We start from the raw sequence: 20,012 nt of genomic DNA on the forward strand, positions 1-20,012 counted from the left end.
TTCTGAGTTTTTCCGCTTTTGGGCAGAAGTTTCCAGTAATTCTTGATCCACTTGAACCTAATGGCAACCTCTCAACAATTCACATGATCCAAGGTGGATTTGAAATTATTGGCATTTCAGACAACTTTGAAACATTCCGACCGGAGACTTTTGACAACATCAACTATCAAAATGACAGTGTCACTCATAGTCATGCTCCAATAATTTATGACGCAGATGAGGTCTTTGATACAACCTCAATAACTATTGACTTGGTTTTTGATGATGAAATTCCTCCAAACGAACAACCACCCCCGCCACCACCTGTTGCAGAGGCAATTAAGCCATATTCATTTGGAACAGGTCTTCTAATACGTGTTGATACAAGTCAAATTATCTCAATACCAGATTACACGGATAACGCAATAGTCAACCTTCATGGCGGTGAATCTGTCAGGGAGATTTATGAATCAGAACTAGACTTTTTGGATAAGTATTACAGTCCGTCAACTAACATGGTAGAAGGCTATCCAGTATTAATTGAGAACATTTCAGATTCTATATGGAATATTGACACCCAGGAAGGGTGGGTTTTTATGATTCAAGAAGCGAAGAACGAACAGGGAGAATGGAAGCCAATTGAATACATCGATTATCGCGCTGTATGTGGAAACAGTTTCTGGTCTGAGAAACTTCCGCCCAAACATTACTTAATCTCAAAAATTTACAAATATGACGGTGAACTCAGGACGAAATTGCGAGTACGATTTGTGACTGAAAACCAGATATTCATCTCAAATGAATTTATCGGAATGATAAACCTCTCACAATTTGAAGCGCCTGAATTCCTTCCATTGTTTACGGACAACATTAACGAACACTTTCTGAAGAACTAAAACGAGACCTAACAGACGCTGATCAGGCATATGCCTTAGTGCATTCTGGCTGATTTTGCTGCAAATCGACCGTGATATCTGCCGCTGAGAAATGGCAGTGCTTTCTACATACTTCTGCTCGCAGGATTTTTTACTTTCAGAACGCAGTGCCATTTGGAACCGTTGTGAGCTTCGGCAGATTTCACTACTTTAGTACCATTCACTAGCTGCGGGACATACGCCCGATAGCTGTACGTTATGTACCATATCTCCATGAAACATTTTTTAGTCATCACTCTACTAATTTGCTCTTTAACTGGCTTTTCTCAATCAAGAGATTACAAAGGGGCACTTATTAACTTTCATAAAGATCTATTGGCAGGTAGGTTAAGAACTCCTGAAGCATACAAAGAATACTCATTCGAAGGGCATGCTGTTGAAGAGGATGAACACCCTGGCTTCATTAAGCAATACAATGCATTGATTACTAATGTAACTGGCTCACAAATTAACCCTATCATAGAGAAAATACAGAACAGCAAAATTCTAGATTATGGTTCTCCATCATCGGTTCAGATTGAATTGATTTTTGGAGATGACTTTCTAATTTATTCGCTTAATAAGTATGAGGATGAACCTATCACAATCGGAATTTCTTTGAATGGATTATCCCTTTTCAATCATATTATTAAAGATGCCTCTAACGTATATAAAACCGAGAGGTACGCTGTTATTAACGACCCTGATGGTTATACAAATGTCAGAAAAGAACCAAGTTCAAAATCAGGTATTGTAACTCGTGTAGATGAAAATCAAGTTTTCATTTATTATCCAAGTCCAAAAGCGAGCTGGATAGAGGTCCTTATTAACAATGAAACAACGGGTTTTATGCACAAATCTAGAATTAAGCCTGTATATGAACTTGAAGCTTTTCAACGAAAACAAGTTGAGAAGTGCAGGGTAAGGTGGGAAAACTGCTCAATCTCAAATTAAGGTACATAACAGACGCTCAAAGTGCATATGTCTGAGTGCTTCTAGCCTATTTCTTTGGGAACAAACCGTAAAGCTGCGCCTTCTGAAAGTTCAGCTCTTTGATCGTCTTTTATGCTTCTGGCGATCCACTTCTCAACGCAGCTTTCCATAAGAAACAGTTGTGCGAGTGGCGCAGCTTTACTAGCTTAGTTTTTCATCAGCAAAGTTCGGGACATACGCACTTTAGCTGAACGTTAGTACCCATCTCACCTTGAAATCAAATGAACCTAACTGGAATAATAAAAAGCATTTTCATAGTAGGAATGGCAACTTTTGTCTTCATAATGCCTATTAACTATGTTAACATGAATACACTTCCCTTTATTCTCCAATTTACTGTCGGAGCGCTCATTGGTTGGATAATCTTTGGAACTCTAATTCTTTACGCATTGATAAAATTCTTTGGAGGAACGGTAACGAAACCTAACTGGAACAACAATCCTCTTAATTTCAAGGAACCTTTTAACTTAATTCAATTTATCGGTATTGGGGCAATCATCATTGGACTTGGTAACGTAACTGGGTTCTTTGTTGAGAACTCAATCGTTAGCCTCTTCGGCTTACAATTCATTTGTACTGGAATAGGTTTTCTGATTAGCATGAAAGTATCGGAACGAATTCTTACAGGTACTAACAAGCGCTAGCGATGCAGATGTCAAACTGCTACTAGCAAATATGGCAGTAAATCACCGCTCCCCTTCCCTTCTGTGACTTTCCGTTCGTTGAAGAACTGTGGGCAGTTCTGGCGGATGTTTGGGTTATCGCAGTGTTTTATTGAAAGCGTTGTGCGTGTGGTTCAGGATCGCTAGTTTTATCAGAAATTGCCAAGCTCGGGACATCCGCCCGCTAGCTAGGCGTTACCTATCATTATGCGAGCACTGCTAACTATTCTCATAACTCTCTATTGGCTTAACGCTGTATCTCAGGAAGTTGTAACCGACTGGGAAGAGCTTGCAGATCAGACAACCCTTAACGAGTACATTGAAAATCAAGCCTACTCTCATTTGAATTTCACACCAACAGAGGAAGACACAACAAACAATTCTGGTGTACAGATTTCTCATAGCTCAACAGATACAAAACTGTTTATTCGAGATAAAGCAAGTATCACTCCCTCTGATACACCTTTGATAGTAATCAACGGATATCCAATTGAACGTCAGAAAATTCTAAATGAAATCATATTGACCGATATTCAGAAAATCTCTCTACTCAAGTCAAATGAACAATCAGAGGCTATCTATGGTATTCGTGGAAAGCATGGTGTTGTTCTTATTGAAATGAATAAGCGTAAGTGGAAGAAACTCTCCAAAAGAGAGCAAAACAATTAACCAAAATTCGTGAGTACTGATATAGACTTTATAGCTGAACTTTATTTTAGGACACCTGAACAAGGAGGTCGATCAACGCAAGCATCTTCCGGATACCGGCCAACCATAAAGTTCCCATTTGATAACATGCTAACTTCTGGCGAACAGATTTATGTTGGGCGAAACAACGTTGAACCAGGTGAAACAGTTAGAGCAAAAATTAAAATCGTAGCAGTTGAACACTTCAGAAACAGACTAACTGTAGGAACAAAGTTCGAATTTACTGAAGGAGCGACCATCATTGGAACTGGAAAAATATTAGAACTGGTTAACCCAGAACTAAAGAAACGATAGGTAACAGGCACTAGCGAGAATATGCCTGTGTGCTTTCTGCTAGTTTCTGTGCAATCCGACCGCTTCACCGCCCATTCTGCTACTTTTATTTCCCCTCGCTCCTTTCTTCTTTCTGGATTTAGTCTTGTGGAACGCAGTTCTTCGTGGATACCGTTGTAGGGGTTGGGCAGTTTCGCTAGTTTAGTGCTCTTTACAACTAGTGGGCATACTCTCGCTAGTTAGACGTTGTATGGCATTGACTGCACCATGAAATTAATTCACATTTTCGCTTTAGTCCTTCTTTTAATTACTTTTTTTGGATCCTGTCAACAGAAGAGTGAAAAGGCACATTTAGAATATTTCAGAGAACGAACATTTACATTCCTTGAACCTGCGAACAACGAAGAACATTACTTTACTGACAGTCTAAAATCATTCTGGAGAGCGGATACGGCCCAACTATATTTAGCGGAACGCATTATCCTCATAGCTCTTAACAACTTAGAAACGCAAAATTTTGTCTTTACCTCTGAAACTCTACCAAACTTCATGAGGCAATATGTCTGTTTCATTAACGAACAAAATGAACGCATGATTTGGGTTAACGCACATTGCAACCTACCTAAAGTACCACCGGATATTGATGCTGGTGAGACTGAATTCCAGCATATTGATTGGCGCAACGAACTGGTCATTATCGATGATGGCGGTGATTGTCATTGGAACATTTTGATCAATCTAGATAAAGGAACTTATTCAAATTTCTTCATCAATACTTAAAAAAACGCCATACAACATGTGCTATAGGTTATATGCCAGACTGCTTTCTGCCGGGGACAGTGCAACTCGACCACTTCACCGCCCATTCTGCTGATTTCATCACTTTTTGATCTGAAGTGCTTCTGGCATGGGACTTTCAAATTGCAGTTCTTTGTAGATACTGTTGTGGGGGTTGGGCAGTTTCGCTAGTTTTATCTGAACTTGCAAAGCTCGGGGCATACAACCCATAGCTGTGCGTTACAGACAATAGATCATCATGAAGTATATTTTCCTAACCTTCTTCGTAATACTGAGTTTGGCAGGTTTCGGTCAAGATGAAGGAATTGCAGAGATTCGGAGGCTGTATAAAGAGACACAGGACAACAAGTCAACCTATCAGAAATTAACCCAAGATGATTTTGAGAATTCATCAGAAGGTGGAGAACTAACGGCTTACAAGAATTCAAAAGAGGTTCGACTAATTGTAGCCAAGTATTATGGACACATGGGTAAGTCTGAATCTGAATTCTACTACCTGAACGGCCGAATCTATTTTATATTCCGAAAGGACTTCAGATATAACATGCCACCTACAGAATCAGGTTATGATCAGGACAAAACAACTGTTGAAGAATCCAGATACTATTTTTGGAACAACAAAATGATCCGGTGGATAACACCAGCTGGCAAGTATGTGGATGCCGAATCAACCGAATTCCTGAAAGAATCGGAAGAGAGTTCAGAATGGGCGGCTGAACTTTTAGGAATGGTAAAATAAAAGTCTGTAACAAGCGATATAGCGAATGGCCAAACTGCCTACCTGATAGTTCGGTGCAACTCGCCCGTGAATCTGCCCATTCTGCCAGCTTTTGCGCTTCTAGCTACTGTCTTCTTTCTGGACTTTGACTTTCAGATCGCAGTGCTTCGTAGTTGCCGTTGTAGGTGTTGGGCAGTTTCACTATTTTACTGCTTTTTACAGACTGATGTGGCCACTCGCCATATCTGATCGTTATCTGTTATAATGAGGCATTTCATCGCATTTTTTTCCATCATCTTTCTAACTTCTTGCGGCGACAAGAAGGAACTTGTAACTGAACGCTTCAACTCCGGAGCAATTGAATCTCAGGGAACACTTGTTAACGGTGTGAAAGAAGGTAAATGGATCTATTTCCACCCAGAAGGTGATACAGCAAAGATCGAACACTACAAATCGGGTGAACTCTTTCGACTTGACTCTTACGCTTACGGAGGTTGGGAACTTGCCGACTCAGCCGCTGAGGGAACTTACAGATACGAGCGAACACAAATAAAGAATGAAGAGAAAAACGGAGCTTTCACATCGTTTAGAAGAAACGGAACTATTGATGCTAAAGGCTACTACCTCAACAACTTGAAAACTGATACCATGAAATCATTCTCGGAGGACGGATATTTCATTGGTTATACGGTTTATGAACGGGATACCTCAACATACTTCAAGATTAACTGGCCGAACGGGCAAACTCGAATACTCGGTGAAAACGGCTTCAACGGCCGCAACTTAGTTTATGACTCACTTGGTAACTTGGAACTGGAACTACTGTTTGACATGAACGAAGGAACAGTTGACACGCTAAAGAAATACAACAGATAACAGGCACTAGCGCGAATATGCCTAAGTGCTTTCTGCCAGTTTCAGTGCAATACGACCGCTTCACCGCCCATTCTGCTACTCTTATTTCCCCTCGCTTCTTTCTTCTTTCTGGATTGAGACTTGCATAACGCAGTTCTTCGTGGATACCGTTGCGGAGGTTGGGCGGTTTCGCTAGATTAGTGCTCTTTACAACTGGTGGGCATACTCTCGCTAGTTAGACGTTACCCGCAAGGAGCACTTCGAATGCAGACTTTCTCAATTATCATATCAACCATCATTATCCTTTTGATAATTGCTGCGATTATCACGCTAATAAAGTATCCAAAACAAATTCTGATTGACGCCCCAGCCGGATTCATGAAAATTAGTGTTGAGCGTTTCTTATCGACCATCGCCTTCGTAACTATTCCAATCTGGCTTCCTTTTTGGTTCCTTGATAACCAGTTCAAATGGGGAATTTTCGAACTTAAATTCTTCAAGTTTTTCTACGAATTCGATACCAGTGAACCGAATGAAGATGAACAACCTGATATTGAATATCCTGTAAAAGAGAAATTGCAAATTGATTTCGAACTGCACACAAAATATTTCATTTCATCTCTTCAGGATTCTAAGAGAATAGTCAGTTCACTGGAAAATAACTTGGCTAACATAGATAAGAGTCTGAAAGACCCTCAGATTTTTAAGATTGGTGGACTAACTGTTGTTCGAACCTCAGAACTGAACTTGTATGACTTCAACCTGCTAATCCAATGCTTAGATAACGATTTTAAGAGGTCAAAGAACTTCGGATTCGCCAAGAACTCCAAAACCTCATTCTTTGGCATAGCGGATAAGAAAACTTTGAACAACATCGTTGGACAAACATCAACTGGAAACAACTATGCATATAGTTTGGTGAACGGACAAGAGAACTACCTCGGAATAAACAACGAGATAGACCTGAGCTCAAAGTATACCACAGATTTTTTTGACGAACTAACAGGAAAGATTCCAGCGGGTAACATTCGCTAGCACGAATACGCCTAAGTGGTTTTCTACTGAGTTTAGTGTCAAAATCACCATGAATCTGCCGCTGAGAAACCACCGTGCTTTCTACCGGGTTCGACTCGCAGGAGTTTTCATCTTTATGAACGCAGTGCATTCTGGATACTTTGTGAGCACCGGCAGATTCATTAGTTTTAACGGAACTTGCTAAGTTCGGGGCGCACTCCTGCTAGCTTGGCGTTACCTGTCACCGTGCCACTTGCCAAGTCATGTGCAATTAGCGAACTTTGAGCATGATCAAACGGGTTTATATCGACACGTCAGTATTTGGAGGCTATTTCGACACAGAATTTGACGGCCCAACTAAGAAATTCTTTGAAGTCTTAAAGACTCAGAATATCACAGTCTTGGTATCTGATATCCTCGAACTTGAAATTTATAATGCTCCCGATCGTATTGTTGAACTCTATGAGTCATTGAAGAACAATGAAAGAGTCGAACTAACTGAAGAAGCCAGGCAACTTGCTGAGATGTATATTTCAGAGAACGTAGTTGGACGAACAAGTATGGCTGACTGCCAACATATAGCTCTTGCAACAATTTACAAGGCTGACGTACTTGCCAGTTGGAACTTTAAGCATATAGTTAACCTTGAACGTATAAGAGGATATAATTCCATTAACTTTAGGGAAGGATATCAGATGACTGAGATTCGAACACCGAAGGAAATTTTTAGAGATGAAGACAGCAACTAGAACACAAACGATGGTAGAACGAATGAGAGAAATTCGTGATCAGGTTAGCCATGACATCATGAACATGTCATTAAGTGAGGAACGTGCCTATTTAGCTGAACAACTCAAAAAATTGAAGGCAAAACGTAAAAAGGCGAACAGGTAACAGGCACTAGCGCGAATATGCCTGTGTGCTTTCTGCCATTTTCAGTGCAACTCGACCGCTTCACCGCCCATTCTGCTACTTTCATTTCCCCTCCCTCCTTTTCGTCTTTCCGGATTAAGACTTTCACAACGCAGCTCTTCGTAGATACCGTTGCAGGGGTTGGGCAGTTTCGCTAGTTTAGTGCTCTTTACAACTGGTGGGCATACTCTCGCTAGTTAGACGTTATGGGCAATTGCCTAACTTTGAACGACCCGCTAACTAAATCTAAATCTAAATTGAAATGGAACAAAACAAAACCAAATGGTATGACAACAAAGTCTTGACCAACATACTGCTAATTTTATTCTTCCCTGTTGGGCTTTACGCATTATGGAAGTCCAACACCATAGCTAAATGGTGGAAAATCACCGCAACCATCATAATTGCTTTAACTGTGCTTGCAAACCTTGGTGATGATAAAAATAGTGGTAGTTCAGAGATTTCAAGTGCCGAGCAACCCTTGAACATCGAGTTAACTCAGGCTCAACGTGATAGTATAGCAGCGGTGGAACGAGCAAACATGATTGAAGAAAGGAAAAACGCAACGATTTCAGCAGGTGATCTGGTTTCATCATATACAAGCAACGAAGTAGCTGCAGACAACAACTTTAAAGGGAAAAAATTCTATGTTGAGGGCTACATTGAAAGTATTGGAAAGGACATACTTGACGACATATATGTTACCCTGAAATCTGGCGACCTGATAAGGAGCGTACAGTGTTATATCGAAGATCAGGACAAAGTTGCCCAATTGAGAAAAGGACAGAAAATCACTGTTATTGGTGAGTGTGATGGACTGATGATGAATGTCCTGATGAAAAACTGCAAGCTGGTGACTAATAAGGAAGACCTGTAAGCAGCCTTTTAATTCAGAATTCAATGTTTTGTTTTGTAAATTTGATAACTTAAAAGAACGTTGAATTTGAATAGAAGATATGCCAGAAATTTCCAGGTTTTATGGGATTATTATCAAGATGTACTTTAATGAACATAACCCGCCTCATTTTCATATAGAATATCAAGACTATGAGGCCGTTATGAATATTGAAACGGGAGAAGTAATAGGTAATATATCAAGACGTGCACTGAATTTAGTATATGACTGGTTGGATCAACATAGGGACGAACTTTTAGAAAACTGGAAACGAATAGAAGAAAGAAAACCACTTAATAAAATCAAACCTTTAGACTGATGAACACTGACATATTACTTATAAAGGTTGAACAAACCAAATACCTGAACGACTACAAAATACAGTTAACTTTTTCAGACGGACTATCCGGAGTTGTCGATTTGCAAGATGAAATTTGGGGAGAGGTTTTCGAACCATTGAAGGATGTAAACTATTTCAAGAATTTCACCAAAGATCGATGGACAATCGGTTGGGATTGTGGAGCAGATTTTGCACCAGAATTTCTTCACGAATTAACTCTGAGGCAGAACGAAAAAGCCCATAACAGACACTAAGCTCCATAGGCTTACAGAGCTATTTGCTGAGGAAAGTGCAAAACGAAACTTTAATAGATATTTGAACAGCCGAGCCTACGGAGCTTAGTTGGACGTTAGCAAAAATACCGTCCACTTGAACTCCGTAATCGAAATTAGTATCTTTGAATAAAACAATTTTGACATTGACTTCAATTGAAATATGTGCTGGTGCAGGGGGACAGGCTTTAGGTCTAGAAAAAGCTGGATTTGAACACTTGGCACTAGTTGAAATAGATAAACCTGCGTGCAACACATTAAAATTCAACAGACCAAATTGGAACGTTCAAAATATTGATATTCATTTTTTTGATGGAACACCCTTCAAATCCTTAAATATTGATTTGTTGGCTGGCGGAGTTCCTTGTCCACCTTTTTCGGATGCAGGTATGAAACTAGGTGAACATGATGAAAGAGATTTATTCCCAGAAGCTTTAAGGTTGGTTACTGAAATCGAACCTAAAGCTGTTATGCTAGAAAACGTCAGAGGCCTTTTCAATAAAAAATTTGATGGATACAGAGAAAGTATAGAATTATGGCTAAACGAACATGGCTATGAGACGGATTGGAGACTCGTAAATTCTTCAGATTTTGGTGTACCTCAACTTAGACCAAGAACGATTCTAATTGCCATGAAGCCAGAGTATTTTAAACATTTTCATTGGCCACACAAAAAGATTAAACCAAAAACAGTTGGTCAAGTCTTGTATGAAGATATGTCATCGGAAGGTTGGTTATTTGCTGACAGATGGAAGGAGCTTGCAAATGATATTGCACCAACTTTGGTTGGTGGATCAAAAAAGCATGGTGGTGCTGATTTGGGGCCGACAAGAGCAAAAAAGCAATGGGCAGAACTTTTTGTTGATGGCAAAGGCCTAGCCAACTCCCCACCAGTTAACGGTTATGAAGGTATGCCTCGATTAACAGTGGGAATGGCTGCTAAAATTCAGGGATTTCCTCCCGAATGGCAGATAACAGGAAAAAAAACTCCAGCATATCGACAGGTTGGAAACGCATTTCCACCACCAGTCGCAGAATCTATTGGAAATAAAATCAAAGACGCAATAATTAATGGCCAAAGCGAGCAAAGGAGCAAGAGCAAAGCTGAGAGAGTTTTTCCTTGAAAACATTGGAAAGAAGCTGGATTCTAACACCTTAAGAGAAGTTGCTGGAATTAGTGAATGGGCTAGAAGAGTCAGAGAGTTAAGGAACGAAGAAGGACTCGATATCCTGACTCACAATGATCGCAGTGACTTGAAGCCAGGAGAGTTACATCTTAACTACAGCAAAACCTAAACCTGCTTTCGAAAGAGGAATTTCCAAAGAAACAAGAGCTTATGTACTAGACAGAAATGGATTTACCTGTCAAATGTGTGGTGCGGCAGCAGGTGAACCTCATCCTTTTGATAACGGACGAATAACAAGATTGCACATTGGTCACATCATTGATAAATCCATGGGCGGAACTGATGAGGCCGGAAATCTTCGAGCCATTTGTTCAGTTTGTAATGAAGGTGCTTCGAACCTAACATTAAATCGACCTGACACTATAAAACTAATTGCTCAAGTAAGGAGGGCTCCCAGTTCTGACCAACTTGATGTATTGAAATGGTTGATTGGGAAATTTCCAAATCAAACCGCAGAAACACTTAAAAACCGTGAACAGTAAATTTGCTAACAAACACTAAAATGAATATGCGAATTGAGCTATTTGAAAGTACACTGCAAACTCGAAACCGCAGAGCTTCTAGCAACTGGGACGCATACTCTCGCTAGTTAGGCGTTCACATCCATTGACTGCCAATAGCAAATTTCTTATCTTTACAGCATGACGATTGAACAACGAAAACTAGAACTGATAACTTAGATAACTGCTATCCAGAATGAAGATTTGCTCGAACGCATTGAAGATTTTCGCAACAACCCTGAACACACCATTCTGGAACTCTTACGTGAGTCTAGTTTCGCCAAACTTGAGGACTGTATAGAACACATAAATTCTCGTGAACTTCTGGGTCGTAAATGAGAGCAGTTTGGACACCTCTTGGACTCAAATCCTTAGATAAAACAACCAACTTCATTGAGGAACAGTGGAACGAGGATGTTGCTGATAACTTTCTCGATAAGCTAGACGAACGTATTGAACAGCTTAAAGGGAATCCCCGAATTGGGCCAACCTACCAACAGACGGAATATAGGCAACTCTTGATTGAAGATGTTGTCTATATCAGCGCTGATCAAATTGATAAAGCATTCGATTTCTTCAAAAACGATCAGGACGCTACAAAAGATACTATTAAGAAATATTTCAAAGAACTGAAGTTTTTCAACAATAATGATTTCGGCTTTATTGACGTACACAACGAAAAACTCTTCTTTCAAAACACAGCAATCTTGCTAAAGATTGTTCAGATGCTTCAGGACATCCGATTGAAGACAGATAGCGAGTCTGCAAGTGAAGAAAATCAATTTTTGGGTGACATGTTTGAAGGCTTCTTGGATCAGGGAGTAAAACAATCTGAAGGGCAGTTTTTCACTCCAATGCCTATCGTGAAATTCATCCTAAAGTCACTTCCGCTTGAATCATTAATAACCAAAGGAGATGAGATTCCGAAAGTAATAGATTTTGCATGTGGAGCAGGTCATTTTCTGAATGAATATGCCAAAGAAATAAAACCGATAATTGAGAAGAAGAGAGAAGCAAAAATCAGTGATTTCTACGAAAATGTTTTTGGCATTGAAAAGGAGTATCGATTATCAAAAGTAGCCAAGGTATCTGCATTCATGTATGGCCAGGACAATATCAACATTATTTATTCTGATGCCCTTTCTTCTGGCAAACTAATGGATGATAAAAACATCAAGGATGACACTTTCTCCGCTCTGGTTGCCAATCCACCCTATTGTGTTAAAGGATTTCTTGAAACACTATCTGAAAATGAAAGGAAAAAGTTTCAATTGATTGAAACAATTGGAGAAAAGAGTTATCCGAATAACAACAGTATTGAAACTTTCTTTATTGAAAGAGCTAAACAACTATTAAAACCTGGTGGAGTTGCAGCTATCATTGTTCCTGTATCAATCCTCACTAAAGGAAAGTCAAAAAGCACATCTAAATCCACAAACATATACGTAGCAACTCGGGAAATTCTACTCAAATACTTTGATATTATTGCCATTGCTGAGTTTGGAAGTGTGACTTTTGGTAAAACTGGAACAAATACCGTGACACTTTTTTTAAGACGGAGAAAGGAAAATCCTGCACCCGCTGATCATTTCCTCAATCGTGTCAATGCATGGTTCAACTTTGATAAAACCAAAGACGGCTTGTTTGAAGATGAACACTTTTTAAAGCAATACTCTGCACATCTCGAACTTGAATTTGTAGATTATCAAACATTGCTACAAGGCATACCCAGCGAGAATTTCCGCTTTCTATTACTTTTATGGCCACAGCCCGCTAGTTGGGCGTTAAATACACAAGTAACCTGATCACTCCACCGGGTCATAGCCGCTCCCGCCCCACGGGTGGCACCTACTTATTCGCTTGATCCCCATCCATACCCCTTTCAACCCATATTTCTGGATGGCTTCTTTGGTGTATTGAGAGCAAGTGGGCGTGTATCTACAACTGCTGGGGAACAGCGGTGAAATCGAGTACTGGTAGATCAATACCGGGAAAATGAGGATTTTCTTCAAGATGCGGCTCACCTCACAAAAGTACCCATCAAAACTTGCACACTCACCAAAAAATCATTCTGTTTGTGCGTTACCTGTCAGCGTGGCTGGTAATCTGAGATTAAAGTGAGTGAAAAGAATCCTGCTGTTTTATGTATTGGCCGCATCGCTGACGAGCGCCTGGTCGCAAGAGCAAGACTCCAGCGAACTGCTCACCGTCAGCAACATCATCATTGAGGGCAACTTCAAAACGAAAGAGCGGATCATCACCCGGGAGCTCAGCTTCGAGGCGGGTGGCACCTACCAGCGATACCAGTTGGACAGCATGTTTGTCTGGGATCGTAACCGAATATACAGTACCAACCTTTTCAATAGTGTAAGGCTGGAAATCGTGAACCGGCAAGAGGGGCAAGCCGATATAAAAATTACCGTAGATGAACGGTGGTACCTCTATCCCCTACCCATTTTTCGTCTCATAGACCGCAACTTCAATGACTGGTGGGTCAATCGGGACAGGGATCTGAGCCGGGTCAATTACGGACTGAAGATCACTCAATTTAATTTCCGGGGAAGGAATGAGGTGCTGAGGCTTTGGATGCAATCCGGGTTTGAAACGGTGCTCAACCTCTACTATCAGGTGCCTTATATTGACAAAAAACAAAACCACGGCCTGCTGGTCAGCTCCAGCTATTTCGAATCGAAGAATGTGCCGGTGGTCACCATCGATAATGTCCGGCGCTTTGCTTCCTCCCAGGAGGAAATACTGCGCAAGGCGTATAGAAACACGGTAGCACATTCCTTCCGAAGTTCATTTTACTCCTATCATGTCACCACCATCGGGCATACCCGTGTGGATGTGCGGGATACGATAGCGGCCATCAACCCCAACTACCTGGGTGATGGACAGACACAACTCCAATATGTGACCCTTGGGCATTCATTTGTGTGGGACAAACGAAACAATGTCAATTATCCTACGGATGGTTCCTTTCATACGGTGGGACTTACGAAGGTAGGGCTGGGACTTTATGCTGATGGGGTGGACTACTGGCGGGCGCGGGTTGACCTTACCAAATATTGGGCCTTCAAAGACAATTTTTTCCTGGCTAGCAACATCATAGGGGTGAGCACTTTTCCGGCAGAGGAGCGAAGCTATTTTACCTATGCCTCCATCGGCTTCTTGAAGGAAGTGCTGCGGGGGTATGATTTGAACATCATCGAGGCGAGCTCCTATGCACTCCAGCGAAATGAATTTAAGCATCAGCTATTTGGCAGAAAGTACAATATCAGCAAGGTGATGCCCGTAAGGCAGTTTCAAACTTTCCCGATCACTATCTACGGAAAAGTCTTCTTCGATCAGGGCTATGCAGTGGGCTTCCCCGACTATGATGGGAGCGCACGGCTCACAGATAAATATTTGCACAGCCTTGGAGCAGGCTTAGATTTGGTATTGGTCAATGACATCACTTTCAGATTTGAGTTTTCGAGAAATGGGGAAGATCAAACCCACTTCTTCATCAACATTCTGTCCCTGCTTTAATCAAAGTTTTTCCATTCCTTCTTCTTCCCTTTTTTGAAGAAATACCACTGACCAATCTTCTCCCCACTTTTCCATGCACCTTCATAGAGTGGCTCACCCTCTTCATTTAAATATTTCCAAGGGCCATGCTCAAGGCCATCCCTGAGTTCACCCTCCTGATTCAGCTTTCCATTCTCAAAGTAGAATTTCCAAAATCCATTAGGGCTGCCCTGACGGTAAATCCCTATTCGCTTAATGCTCCCATTTTCATAGTAAAACCTCCACTCTCCTTCATAAAGCCCATCCCCATATTTCCCATACTTCTCCAGCTGGCCGGATGGATAGAAGTATTTGGCCGAGTCAGTCAGTAGATCATTATAATAAACCTCCGTGGAGATGAGTTTTCCTTCAAATGAATATTGCTTCATCTCTCCATCTAATTTTCCACCCTCATAATTCATTACCGCATTAAGGTTTCCATTTGGGTAGAGTACCTTCCATGTTCCTTCCCTTCTCCCATCAGCCACCAGTCCAATCGCTTTCACAGCACCATTATCATAGTAAATTGTATCAACGATCTGGGAGAAACCTAGGACTCCCTGAAGAAAAATCAATGCGAAAATCAACAACTTCATCACGAGTTAATTTACAATTATTGAATTAAAGGTATCAAATGCATACTTTGCAGACATGAAGCGCCTTGCGTGTATTGCCCTCACCCTCATCACTATTTGTGCCAAAGCTCAGGTTGGTTCTTTTAATCTGGGGGCACGTAGTGCCGGCATGGCCGGGGCGTCCCTTACACTCGGTGATGAATACAGTTTATTCAACAACATCGGGGGAATGGGCAGGGTAGAAAATCATGCAGCTTTTGCCACCTATCAAAACAGATACGGAATAAGCCAGTTTCAGGTAATTGGTGCCGGGGCACTATATCATACCGATATTGGAAACGCCGGAGTTGGTTTTTACAAATTTGGCGATGACCTGTACAGTGAGCAGCGTGTACACCTGGCAGTAGGAAACAAAATTCAAATGGTGAGTCTCGCTATTGGAGTAGATCTGCTTCAATATCATGTATCAACTGTTAGCACCAGTCAGGCACTGGCAATCCAGTTTGGAGGTATAGCTGAAATTACGCCTCAGCTACGTTTTGGGGCGCACGTTTTCAATCTTAACCAGGCAGAGGTTGGCTCAGAAACAGGAGATAAAATACCAACCGTGATGAAGGGCGGTCTCTCCTATCGTCCTTCCGAGGAACTCATGCTCAACCTGGAAGTAGAAAAAGACCTGGACTTTAATGAAGTATTCAAGGCAGGAATTGAATATCAGATTGTCGAGCATGTCTTCCTTAGGACAGGTATCAGCACCGAGCCATTTTTAGGAGCTTTTGGTGTAGGCTTCCACCCAAAAAACCTCAAGTTTGATTATGCCTTTTCCAACGATTCCAAACTTGAGAACATCCACGAAATATCGGTGGCATATTCATTTAAAAAATGAAAAAATGGCTCACCATAGTGCTCATATTTTCGGGCCTATCGGTCTTTTCACAAAATGAAGAAATAGACCTGGAGACTTTCGCAGAACGCCTCTTTCAGGTGCAGGATGAGGATGTGGCGTATGAGGATATTTACGAGTCGCTCCTGCTCTACTACACCAACAAACTCAACCTCAACAACGTGGAGCCCGAAGAGCTTGCCTCTTTATATATTCTTAATCCAGCCCAGCTATCAAATTTTTTCAATTACCGTGATCGGTTTGGGAATTTTCTTTCCATCAATGAACTGCAAGCTATCCCGGAAATGGATCTGGAGACCATCCGGCTATTGCTGCCATTTGTTACCGTAGAAGAGTCGACCACAGATAATCGTCCATTGGTAAAGCGAATACTTGAAGAAGAAAATAACTACTTTCTGATTCGCTACTCCAGAAGGCTGGAAGAGCAGGAAGGATACACGGCTGCTCTCCCATTGGATACTACATTCGTTGAAGATGAGAATGGCAATGTAGTGGATACGACCACCACAGCCCCCACACGATATGCCGGGTCTCCCAATAAAATTTATGGGAGGTTTCGCACCAGTCACCGGGATGATTTCAGCCTTGGTTTCACGTTCGAAAAAGATAATGGAGAGCAGTTTAGCTTTGATGATGGGCAGAAAGGATTTGACTTTTATTCCTATCACCTACTGTTGGAAAACAAATTTGGGTTTGAGAAGATCATGCTTGGAGATTTCCAACTGCAGGTCGGTCAGGGGATCGTTTTTGGAGCTGGGTTTAATGCCGGTAAAGGAGCGGAAACAGTCAATACGGCCAAACGAAACAGCCTGGGGCTGAGACCATATACTTCAGTGCTGGAAGCCGGGTTTTTCCGAGGTGCAGGGCTGGCAAAAAAGCAGGGGGATTTTGAGCTCACTATTTTCTACTCAGACATTAAGCAAGATGGCTCCATTCAGACCGACACGACTTTCTCTGACTTTGAAGAATTTGTAAACTCCATTCAAAATACGGGCTTTCACCGCACCCCCAATGAGTTGGAATCCAGGGATCAAATCACTGAGCAATCGATCGGCGGAGTGCTACATTATCAACCGCACCGTAGATTTTCTATTGGGATTTCAGGGCTCAATAGTCAATATAGTCGTCCGCTTCAGCGCAGGCCCAACAACTACAACCAGTTTGAATTCAAAGGAGATCACAACTACGTCACTTCTGCCTATGCCAATTACACCTGGCAGAATTTCACCTTCTTCGGTGAGGCCGCCCGATCCAAAAGTGGCGGTATAGGAGCCGTGGGTGGATTGGTAGCCAGCTTATCCAAGACGGTGGATATGGCGATGGTCTTCCGAAACTATGACCGGGACTTTCATTCGTTTTATGGCAATGCCTTTTCTGAAAACTCCCGAAACATCAATGAGCAGGGTACCTATTGGGGGGTAGCCATTAAGCCCAATCGCCAGCATAAATTGAATGTCTATTACGATCGCTTCAAGTTCCCATGGCTTAAATATCAGGCGGAGGCACCATCTGTTGGTAATGAGTGGCTCGCCCGCTACTCGTATTTCCCTACAAGGCAAGTTACACTCTATGCTCAAGTGAGGCAGCAAACACGACAGGTGACCGTGCCGAATGAAAACCTCAATGTGCTGGCCGATCAGGTCAAACGAAACTACATCTTCAATGTCAATTATGAGTTGAGACCCTGGCTGCAACTCAAAACGAAAGTCCAAAGCAGCACGCAGGACGAAGCGGATGTTTCCACCAAAGGATTTGCTATCATTCAGGATGTCAACTTTGATGTCTGGAAACTGAAGTTTAACACCCGGATGGCTCTTTTTGATACCGATGATTTTGACAATGCCCAATATGTCTATGAAAGTGATGTGTTGTACGCCTTCTCAATTCCCGCCTACAATGGAACAGGAGTCCGCTCCTATGCGATGGTGCGATACGATCTGATCAGGGATGTTTCAATTTGGCTTAGGTACGCACGGTTTACATTTAGAGACAGGGAAGTAGTGGGATCAGGGCTGGAAGAATCACAGGGAAAAACCTCCACAGAGATCAAAGTGATGCTTCGGGTCAAATTTTGAATTGGCTTGATTTCAATACCATTCTGGCGTAGGTTTACTTTTCTAACTAATAATAATGGAGGCCTTAAAGGAAGTCTGGAATAGCATTATCGAATTCTTAACCAAAGTGGGTGAATTATTCACCACCAACCTTTTTGAACTGGGGAACAGCAAAATAACGCTGGGCACAATCCTGTACTTTATTATCAGCTTCATCATCCTCACTTTTGTTGCCAAGCATTTCAGAAATCTGCTGGTCAATAAAATACTTGTGAAGGCCAATATGGAGCGAGGTGCCAGAAACTCCATCGGACTGATCACCCGGGTGATGATCATGTTTGTTGGCTCCATTTTCATCATCCAGAGTGCAGGTATAGATATGAGCTCATTGAGCCTGTTGGCCGGAGCGCTGGGTGTGGGTATCGGGTTTGGACTCCAAAATATCACGGACAATTTCATTTCCGGGATCATCATTCTCTTCGAAAAACCGATCAAGGTGGGAGACCGGATTGTGGTTGGAGATACCGAGGGGGATGTCATCAATATCTCCGTGCGCGCCACTACTATCTTAACCAATGAAAATGTTTCGATCATTGTACCAAACTCGGAATTCATCTCTTCACGTGTGATCAATTGGAGCCACAATGACCGAAACATCCGCTTCGATATTCCAGTGGGCGTGAGCTACAAAGAGGATCCTGTAGCCGTAAAAGAGGTGCTTATGAAAGTGGCACAGGAAAACGAGCATGTACTCAAGCACCCTGAGCCTTTCGTCTTCTTTGACGAGTTTGCAGACAGCTCACTAAATTTCACGCTGGCTGTATGGACCTCCACACACACCGATAAACCAAGAAGGCTAAAAACAGAATTGTACTTCGAGATTTTCAATAAGTTCAAAGAAAAGGGAATAGAAATTCCATTCCCTCAACGCGATGTATATATCAAATCAAATGTGGAACCTACGCCGCTGCAGAAGTAGCAGCCTCTTTGGGCGTTTCCCCAGCCTGGATTTGCTTCACTGTAAGGGTGCTATTGTCAGGGCTCCATCCCGGAGGGCCAAAAATGTACATCAGTGCTTCCTTCAGATTATTAGCCTTTCGCACATCCTTGAAAATCGCCTCAAATTCGTGGGTGTTTAGTTTGATTGGGTTATAGGTTCCAGGGTCTTTAAGTATCCCGTATTTCGGATCTACACCCGGAATGATATTTTGCCACGTTCCAAACACGTGATCCCAAATCAGGAAAATCCCCCCGTGGTTTTTATCCAGATACTCCACATTGCTGGAGTGGTGTACCGCATGCACGTATGGATTATTAAAAATCTTCCCGAAGAAACCCAGTGATCCTAGCAGCTTGGTGTGCAGGAAATACTGATAGGTAGCATTAATGATCAGCGCTGTACCAATCATTACCGGCTCAAAGCCAATACATGCCATCCATAGCCAGAAAATCGGTTTGTAGAGCGTGATAAACCATCCGTTTCTGATGCTCACGGCAAAGTTGAAATTCTTGGATGAATGATGGGGCACATGAGCTGCCCAAAGCACCCTCACGGTATGGCTCAGCCGGTGGTGCCAATAGAAATTGAAGTCATCGGCCAATACCGCCAGCACCCACGCCCACCAGGCAAACCCAATGGTGGTATATCCAAGATACTGCTCCCGAAATGGTGCTAGCACATCAAAAAACCACTGAAAAATGACCACCACGGTAAATACCTTGGTGAAGGATGCCACAATGGATGCACCCAGTGCAATTCCAAATCCGGCTAATGAATCTTTCAGTTCGTAATTCTCTCTGGCGACAAGGTACTCCACGACCATAAATCCGATCAAAATCGGATAGATATACTTCATACCTTCTACTGCACTAAATTCTGGCATAATCTATTGGTTTTTGGTTTTCAATTT

General features: G+C 42.0%; 24 protein-coding genes. 21 read left to right on the forward strand and 3 right to left on the reverse strand.

The features are described from left to right. The 17 genes from RLN88_RS06530 to RLN88_RS06610 all read left to right on the forward strand — a co-directional run. Positions 1 to 875 (forward strand): hypothetical protein (locus RLN88_RS06530; RefSeq protein ID WP_350220582.1); only part of this gene is annotated, 875 nt, incomplete at its 5' end. A 252-nt stretch (positions 876 to 1,127) separates the two neighbouring features. Next, the gene (locus RLN88_RS06535) at positions 1,128 to 1,847 is read left to right on the forward strand and encodes an SH3 domain-containing protein (protein ID WP_350220583.1); all 720 of its coding nucleotides are present in this window, start codon (positions 1,128 to 1,130) and stop codon (positions 1,845 to 1,847) included. Positions 1,848 to 2,191: 344 nt separating this feature from the next. Continuing rightward, positions 2,192 to 2,530 (forward strand): hypothetical protein, encoded by a 339-nt coding sequence (locus RLN88_RS06540; RefSeq protein WP_350220584.1) that lies wholly within the window; start codon positions 2,192 to 2,194, stop codon positions 2,528 to 2,530. 225 nt (positions 2,531 to 2,755) lie between these two features. Then, complete coding sequence (locus tag RLN88_RS06545) at positions 2,756 to 3,217, forward strand: hypothetical protein (protein WP_350220585.1); 462 nt, start codon at positions 2,756 to 2,758, stop codon at positions 3,215 to 3,217. A 9-nt stretch (positions 3,218 to 3,226) separates the two neighbouring features. After that, the gene (locus RLN88_RS06550; RefSeq protein ID WP_350220586.1) at positions 3,227 to 3,550 is read left to right on the forward strand and encodes a hypothetical protein; all 324 of its coding nucleotides are present in this window, start codon (positions 3,227 to 3,229) and stop codon (positions 3,548 to 3,550) included. 246 nt (positions 3,551 to 3,796) lie between these two features. Beyond that, positions 3,797 to 4,309, forward strand: coding sequence for a hypothetical protein (locus RLN88_RS06555; RefSeq protein WP_350220587.1), 513 nt, complete (start codon positions 3,797 to 3,799; stop codon positions 4,307 to 4,309). Positions 4,310 to 4,565: 256 nt separating this feature from the next. Continuing rightward, positions 4,566 to 5,066: a hypothetical protein gene (locus RLN88_RS06560; protein ID WP_350220588.1), complete on the forward strand. Its 501-nt coding sequence runs from the start codon at positions 4,566 to 4,568 to the stop codon at positions 5,064 to 5,066. 243 nt (positions 5,067 to 5,309) lie between these two features. Continuing rightward, complete coding sequence (locus RLN88_RS06565; RefSeq protein WP_350220589.1) at positions 5,310 to 5,921, forward strand: toxin-antitoxin system YwqK family antitoxin; 612 nt, start codon at positions 5,310 to 5,312, stop codon at positions 5,919 to 5,921. A gap of 357 nt (positions 5,922 to 6,278) precedes the next feature. Beyond that, complete coding sequence (locus RLN88_RS06570; protein ID WP_350220590.1) at positions 6,279 to 6,935, forward strand: hypothetical protein; 657 nt, start codon at positions 6,279 to 6,281, stop codon at positions 6,933 to 6,935. Between the two features lie 266 nt (positions 6,936 to 7,201). After that, entirely contained in the window at positions 7,202 to 7,663 is a 462-nt protein-coding gene (locus tag RLN88_RS06575) for a PIN domain-containing protein (protein WP_350220591.1), read from the forward strand. A gap of 425 nt (positions 7,664 to 8,088) precedes the next feature. Continuing rightward, positions 8,089 to 8,703: an OB-fold protein gene (locus tag RLN88_RS06580; protein WP_350220592.1), complete on the forward strand. Its 615-nt coding sequence runs from the start codon at positions 8,089 to 8,091 to the stop codon at positions 8,701 to 8,703. A 79-nt stretch (positions 8,704 to 8,782) separates the two neighbouring features. Continuing rightward, positions 8,783 to 9,040: a DUF4160 domain-containing protein gene (locus RLN88_RS06585; protein WP_350220593.1), complete on the forward strand. Its 258-nt coding sequence runs from the start codon at positions 8,783 to 8,785 to the stop codon at positions 9,038 to 9,040. After that, the gene (locus tag RLN88_RS06590) at positions 9,040 to 9,315 is read left to right on the forward strand and encodes a DUF2442 domain-containing protein (RefSeq protein WP_350220594.1); all 276 of its coding nucleotides are present in this window, start codon (positions 9,040 to 9,042) and stop codon (positions 9,313 to 9,315) included. The genes RLN88_RS06585 and RLN88_RS06590 overlap by 1 nt, the downstream gene beginning before the upstream one ends. A 143-nt stretch (positions 9,316 to 9,458) precedes the next feature. Then, on the forward strand, positions 9,459 to 10,457 hold the full coding sequence (locus tag RLN88_RS06595) for a DNA cytosine methyltransferase (RefSeq protein WP_350220595.1): 999 nt from the start codon (positions 9,459 to 9,461) through the stop codon (positions 10,455 to 10,457). Continuing rightward, complete coding sequence (locus tag RLN88_RS06600; RefSeq protein ID WP_350220596.1) at positions 10,405 to 10,629, forward strand: KpnI family restriction enzyme N-terminal domain-containing protein; 225 nt, start codon at positions 10,405 to 10,407, stop codon at positions 10,627 to 10,629. Before RLN88_RS06595 ends, RLN88_RS06600 begins: the two co-directional genes overlap by 53 nt. A 73-nt stretch (positions 10,630 to 10,702) precedes the next feature. Next, complete coding sequence (locus tag RLN88_RS06605) at positions 10,703 to 11,002, forward strand: HNH endonuclease (protein WP_350220597.1); 300 nt, start codon at positions 10,703 to 10,705, stop codon at positions 11,000 to 11,002. Positions 11,003 to 11,355: 353 nt separating this feature from the next. After that, the gene (locus tag RLN88_RS06610; protein ID WP_350220598.1) at positions 11,356 to 12,825 is read left to right on the forward strand and encodes an N-6 DNA methylase; all 1,470 of its coding nucleotides are present in this window, start codon (positions 11,356 to 11,358) and stop codon (positions 12,823 to 12,825) included. On the opposite strand, the gene yidD is transcribed toward RLN88_RS06610, so the two are convergent. Further along, entirely contained in the window at positions 12,826 to 13,044 is a 219-nt protein-coding gene (gene yidD, locus RLN88_RS06615) for a membrane protein insertion efficiency factor YidD (RefSeq protein WP_350220599.1), read from the reverse strand. It abuts the gene before it with no gap. 97 nt (positions 13,045 to 13,141) lie between these two features. Here yidD and RLN88_RS06620 point away from each other — a divergent pair, with 97 nt between their 5' ends. Beyond that, a complete protein-coding gene (locus tag RLN88_RS06620; RefSeq protein ID WP_350220600.1) occupies positions 13,142 to 14,551 on the forward strand; it encodes a BamA/TamA family outer membrane protein in 1,410 nt (469 codons plus the stop codon). Here the strand turns inward: RLN88_RS06620 and RLN88_RS06625 are convergent. After that, positions 14,548 to 15,165, reverse strand: coding sequence for a toxin-antitoxin system YwqK family antitoxin (locus tag RLN88_RS06625; protein ID WP_350220601.1), 618 nt, complete (start codon positions 15,163 to 15,165; stop codon positions 14,548 to 14,550). The two genes, RLN88_RS06620 and RLN88_RS06625, sit on opposite strands and share 4 nt — an antisense overlap. Positions 15,166 to 15,220: 55 nt before the next feature. On the opposite strand from RLN88_RS06625, the gene RLN88_RS06630 reads away from it, so the two are divergent. Genes RLN88_RS06630 through RLN88_RS06640 form a run of 3 tightly spaced genes read left to right on the forward strand, consistent with a single transcriptional unit; the run spans position 15,221 to position 19,081 of the window. After that, positions 15,221 to 16,030 (forward strand): PorV/PorQ family protein, encoded by an 810-nt coding sequence (locus RLN88_RS06630; RefSeq protein ID WP_350220602.1) that lies wholly within the window; start codon positions 15,221 to 15,223, stop codon positions 16,028 to 16,030. Continuing rightward, a complete protein-coding gene (locus RLN88_RS06635) occupies positions 16,027 to 18,123 on the forward strand; it encodes a ComEA family DNA-binding protein (protein WP_350220603.1) in 2,097 nt (698 codons plus the stop codon). Before RLN88_RS06630 ends, RLN88_RS06635 begins: the two co-directional genes overlap by 4 nt. 55 nt (positions 18,124 to 18,178) lie before the next feature. Then, positions 18,179 to 19,081 (forward strand): mechanosensitive ion channel family protein, encoded by a 903-nt coding sequence (locus tag RLN88_RS06640; RefSeq protein WP_350220604.1) that lies wholly within the window; start codon positions 18,179 to 18,181, stop codon positions 19,079 to 19,081. Here the strand turns inward: RLN88_RS06640 and RLN88_RS06645 are convergent. Then, positions 19,062 to 19,985 carry a sterol desaturase family protein gene (locus tag RLN88_RS06645; protein WP_350220605.1) on the reverse strand — a complete coding sequence of 308 codons (924 nt, stop codon included), beginning with the start codon at positions 19,983 to 19,985 and terminating at the stop codon, positions 19,062 to 19,064. The two genes, RLN88_RS06640 and RLN88_RS06645, sit on opposite strands and share 20 nt — an antisense overlap. Positions 19,986 to 20,012: the final 27 nt, after the last annotated feature.

This window comes from Ekhidna sp., from assembly GCF_040223195.1.
GTDB lineage: Bacteria > Bacteroidota > Bacteroidia > Cytophagales > Cyclobacteriaceae > Ekhidna.

What these genes read in the sequence shown, in the direction of transcription:
- RLN88_RS06535 (WP_350220583.1), top strand. Translation starts at nt 1,128, where the DNA reads ATGAAACATTTTTTAGTCATCACTCTACTAATTTGCTCTTTAACTGGC.
- RLN88_RS06540 (WP_350220584.1), top strand. Translation starts at nt 2,192, where the DNA reads ATGAATACACTTCCCTTTATTCTCCAATTTACTGTCGGAGCGCTCATT.
- RLN88_RS06545 (WP_350220585.1), top strand. Translation starts at nt 2,756, where the DNA reads ATGCGAGCACTGCTAACTATTCTCATAACTCTCTATTGGCTTAACGCT.
- RLN88_RS06555 (WP_350220587.1), top strand. Translation starts at nt 3,797, where the DNA reads ATGAAATTAATTCACATTTTCGCTTTAGTCCTTCTTTTAATTACTTTT.
- RLN88_RS06560 (WP_350220588.1), top strand. Translation starts at nt 4,566, where the DNA reads ATGAAGTATATTTTCCTAACCTTCTTCGTAATACTGAGTTTGGCAGGT.
- RLN88_RS06565 (WP_350220589.1), top strand. Translation starts at nt 5,310, where the DNA reads ATGAGGCATTTCATCGCATTTTTTTCCATCATCTTTCTAACTTCTTGC.
- RLN88_RS06570 (WP_350220590.1), top strand. Translation starts at nt 6,279, where the DNA reads ATGAAAATTAGTGTTGAGCGTTTCTTATCGACCATCGCCTTCGTAACT.
- RLN88_RS06575 (WP_350220591.1), top strand. Translation starts at nt 7,202, where the DNA reads ATGATCAAACGGGTTTATATCGACACGTCAGTATTTGGAGGCTATTTC.
- RLN88_RS06580 (WP_350220592.1), top strand. Translation starts at nt 8,089, where the DNA reads ATGGAACAAAACAAAACCAAATGGTATGACAACAAAGTCTTGACCAAC.
- RLN88_RS06585 (WP_350220593.1), top strand. Translation starts at nt 8,783, where the DNA reads ATGCCAGAAATTTCCAGGTTTTATGGGATTATTATCAAGATGTACTTT.
- RLN88_RS06590 (WP_350220594.1), top strand. Translation starts at nt 9,040, where the DNA reads ATGAACACTGACATATTACTTATAAAGGTTGAACAAACCAAATACCTG.
- RLN88_RS06600 (WP_350220596.1), top strand. Translation starts at nt 10,405, where the DNA reads ATGGCCAAAGCGAGCAAAGGAGCAAGAGCAAAGCTGAGAGAGTTTTTC.
- RLN88_RS06605 (WP_350220597.1), top strand. Translation starts at nt 10,703, where the DNA reads ATGTGTGGTGCGGCAGCAGGTGAACCTCATCCTTTTGATAACGGACGA.
- RLN88_RS06610 (WP_350220598.1), top strand. Translation starts at nt 11,356, where the DNA reads ATGAGAGCAGTTTGGACACCTCTTGGACTCAAATCCTTAGATAAAACA.
- RLN88_RS06625 (WP_350220601.1), bottom strand. Translation starts at nt 15,165, where the DNA reads ATGAAGTTGTTGATTTTCGCATTGATTTTTCTTCAGGGAGTCCTAGGT.
- RLN88_RS06630 (WP_350220602.1), top strand. Translation starts at nt 15,221, where the DNA reads ATGAAGCGCCTTGCGTGTATTGCCCTCACCCTCATCACTATTTGTGCC.
- RLN88_RS06635 (WP_350220603.1), top strand. Translation starts at nt 16,027, where the DNA reads ATGAAAAAATGGCTCACCATAGTGCTCATATTTTCGGGCCTATCGGTC.
- RLN88_RS06640 (WP_350220604.1), top strand. Translation starts at nt 18,179, where the DNA reads ATGGAGGCCTTAAAGGAAGTCTGGAATAGCATTATCGAATTCTTAACC.
- RLN88_RS06645 (WP_350220605.1), bottom strand. Translation starts at nt 19,985, where the DNA reads ATGCCAGAATTTAGTGCAGTAGAAGGTATGAAGTATATCTATCCGATT.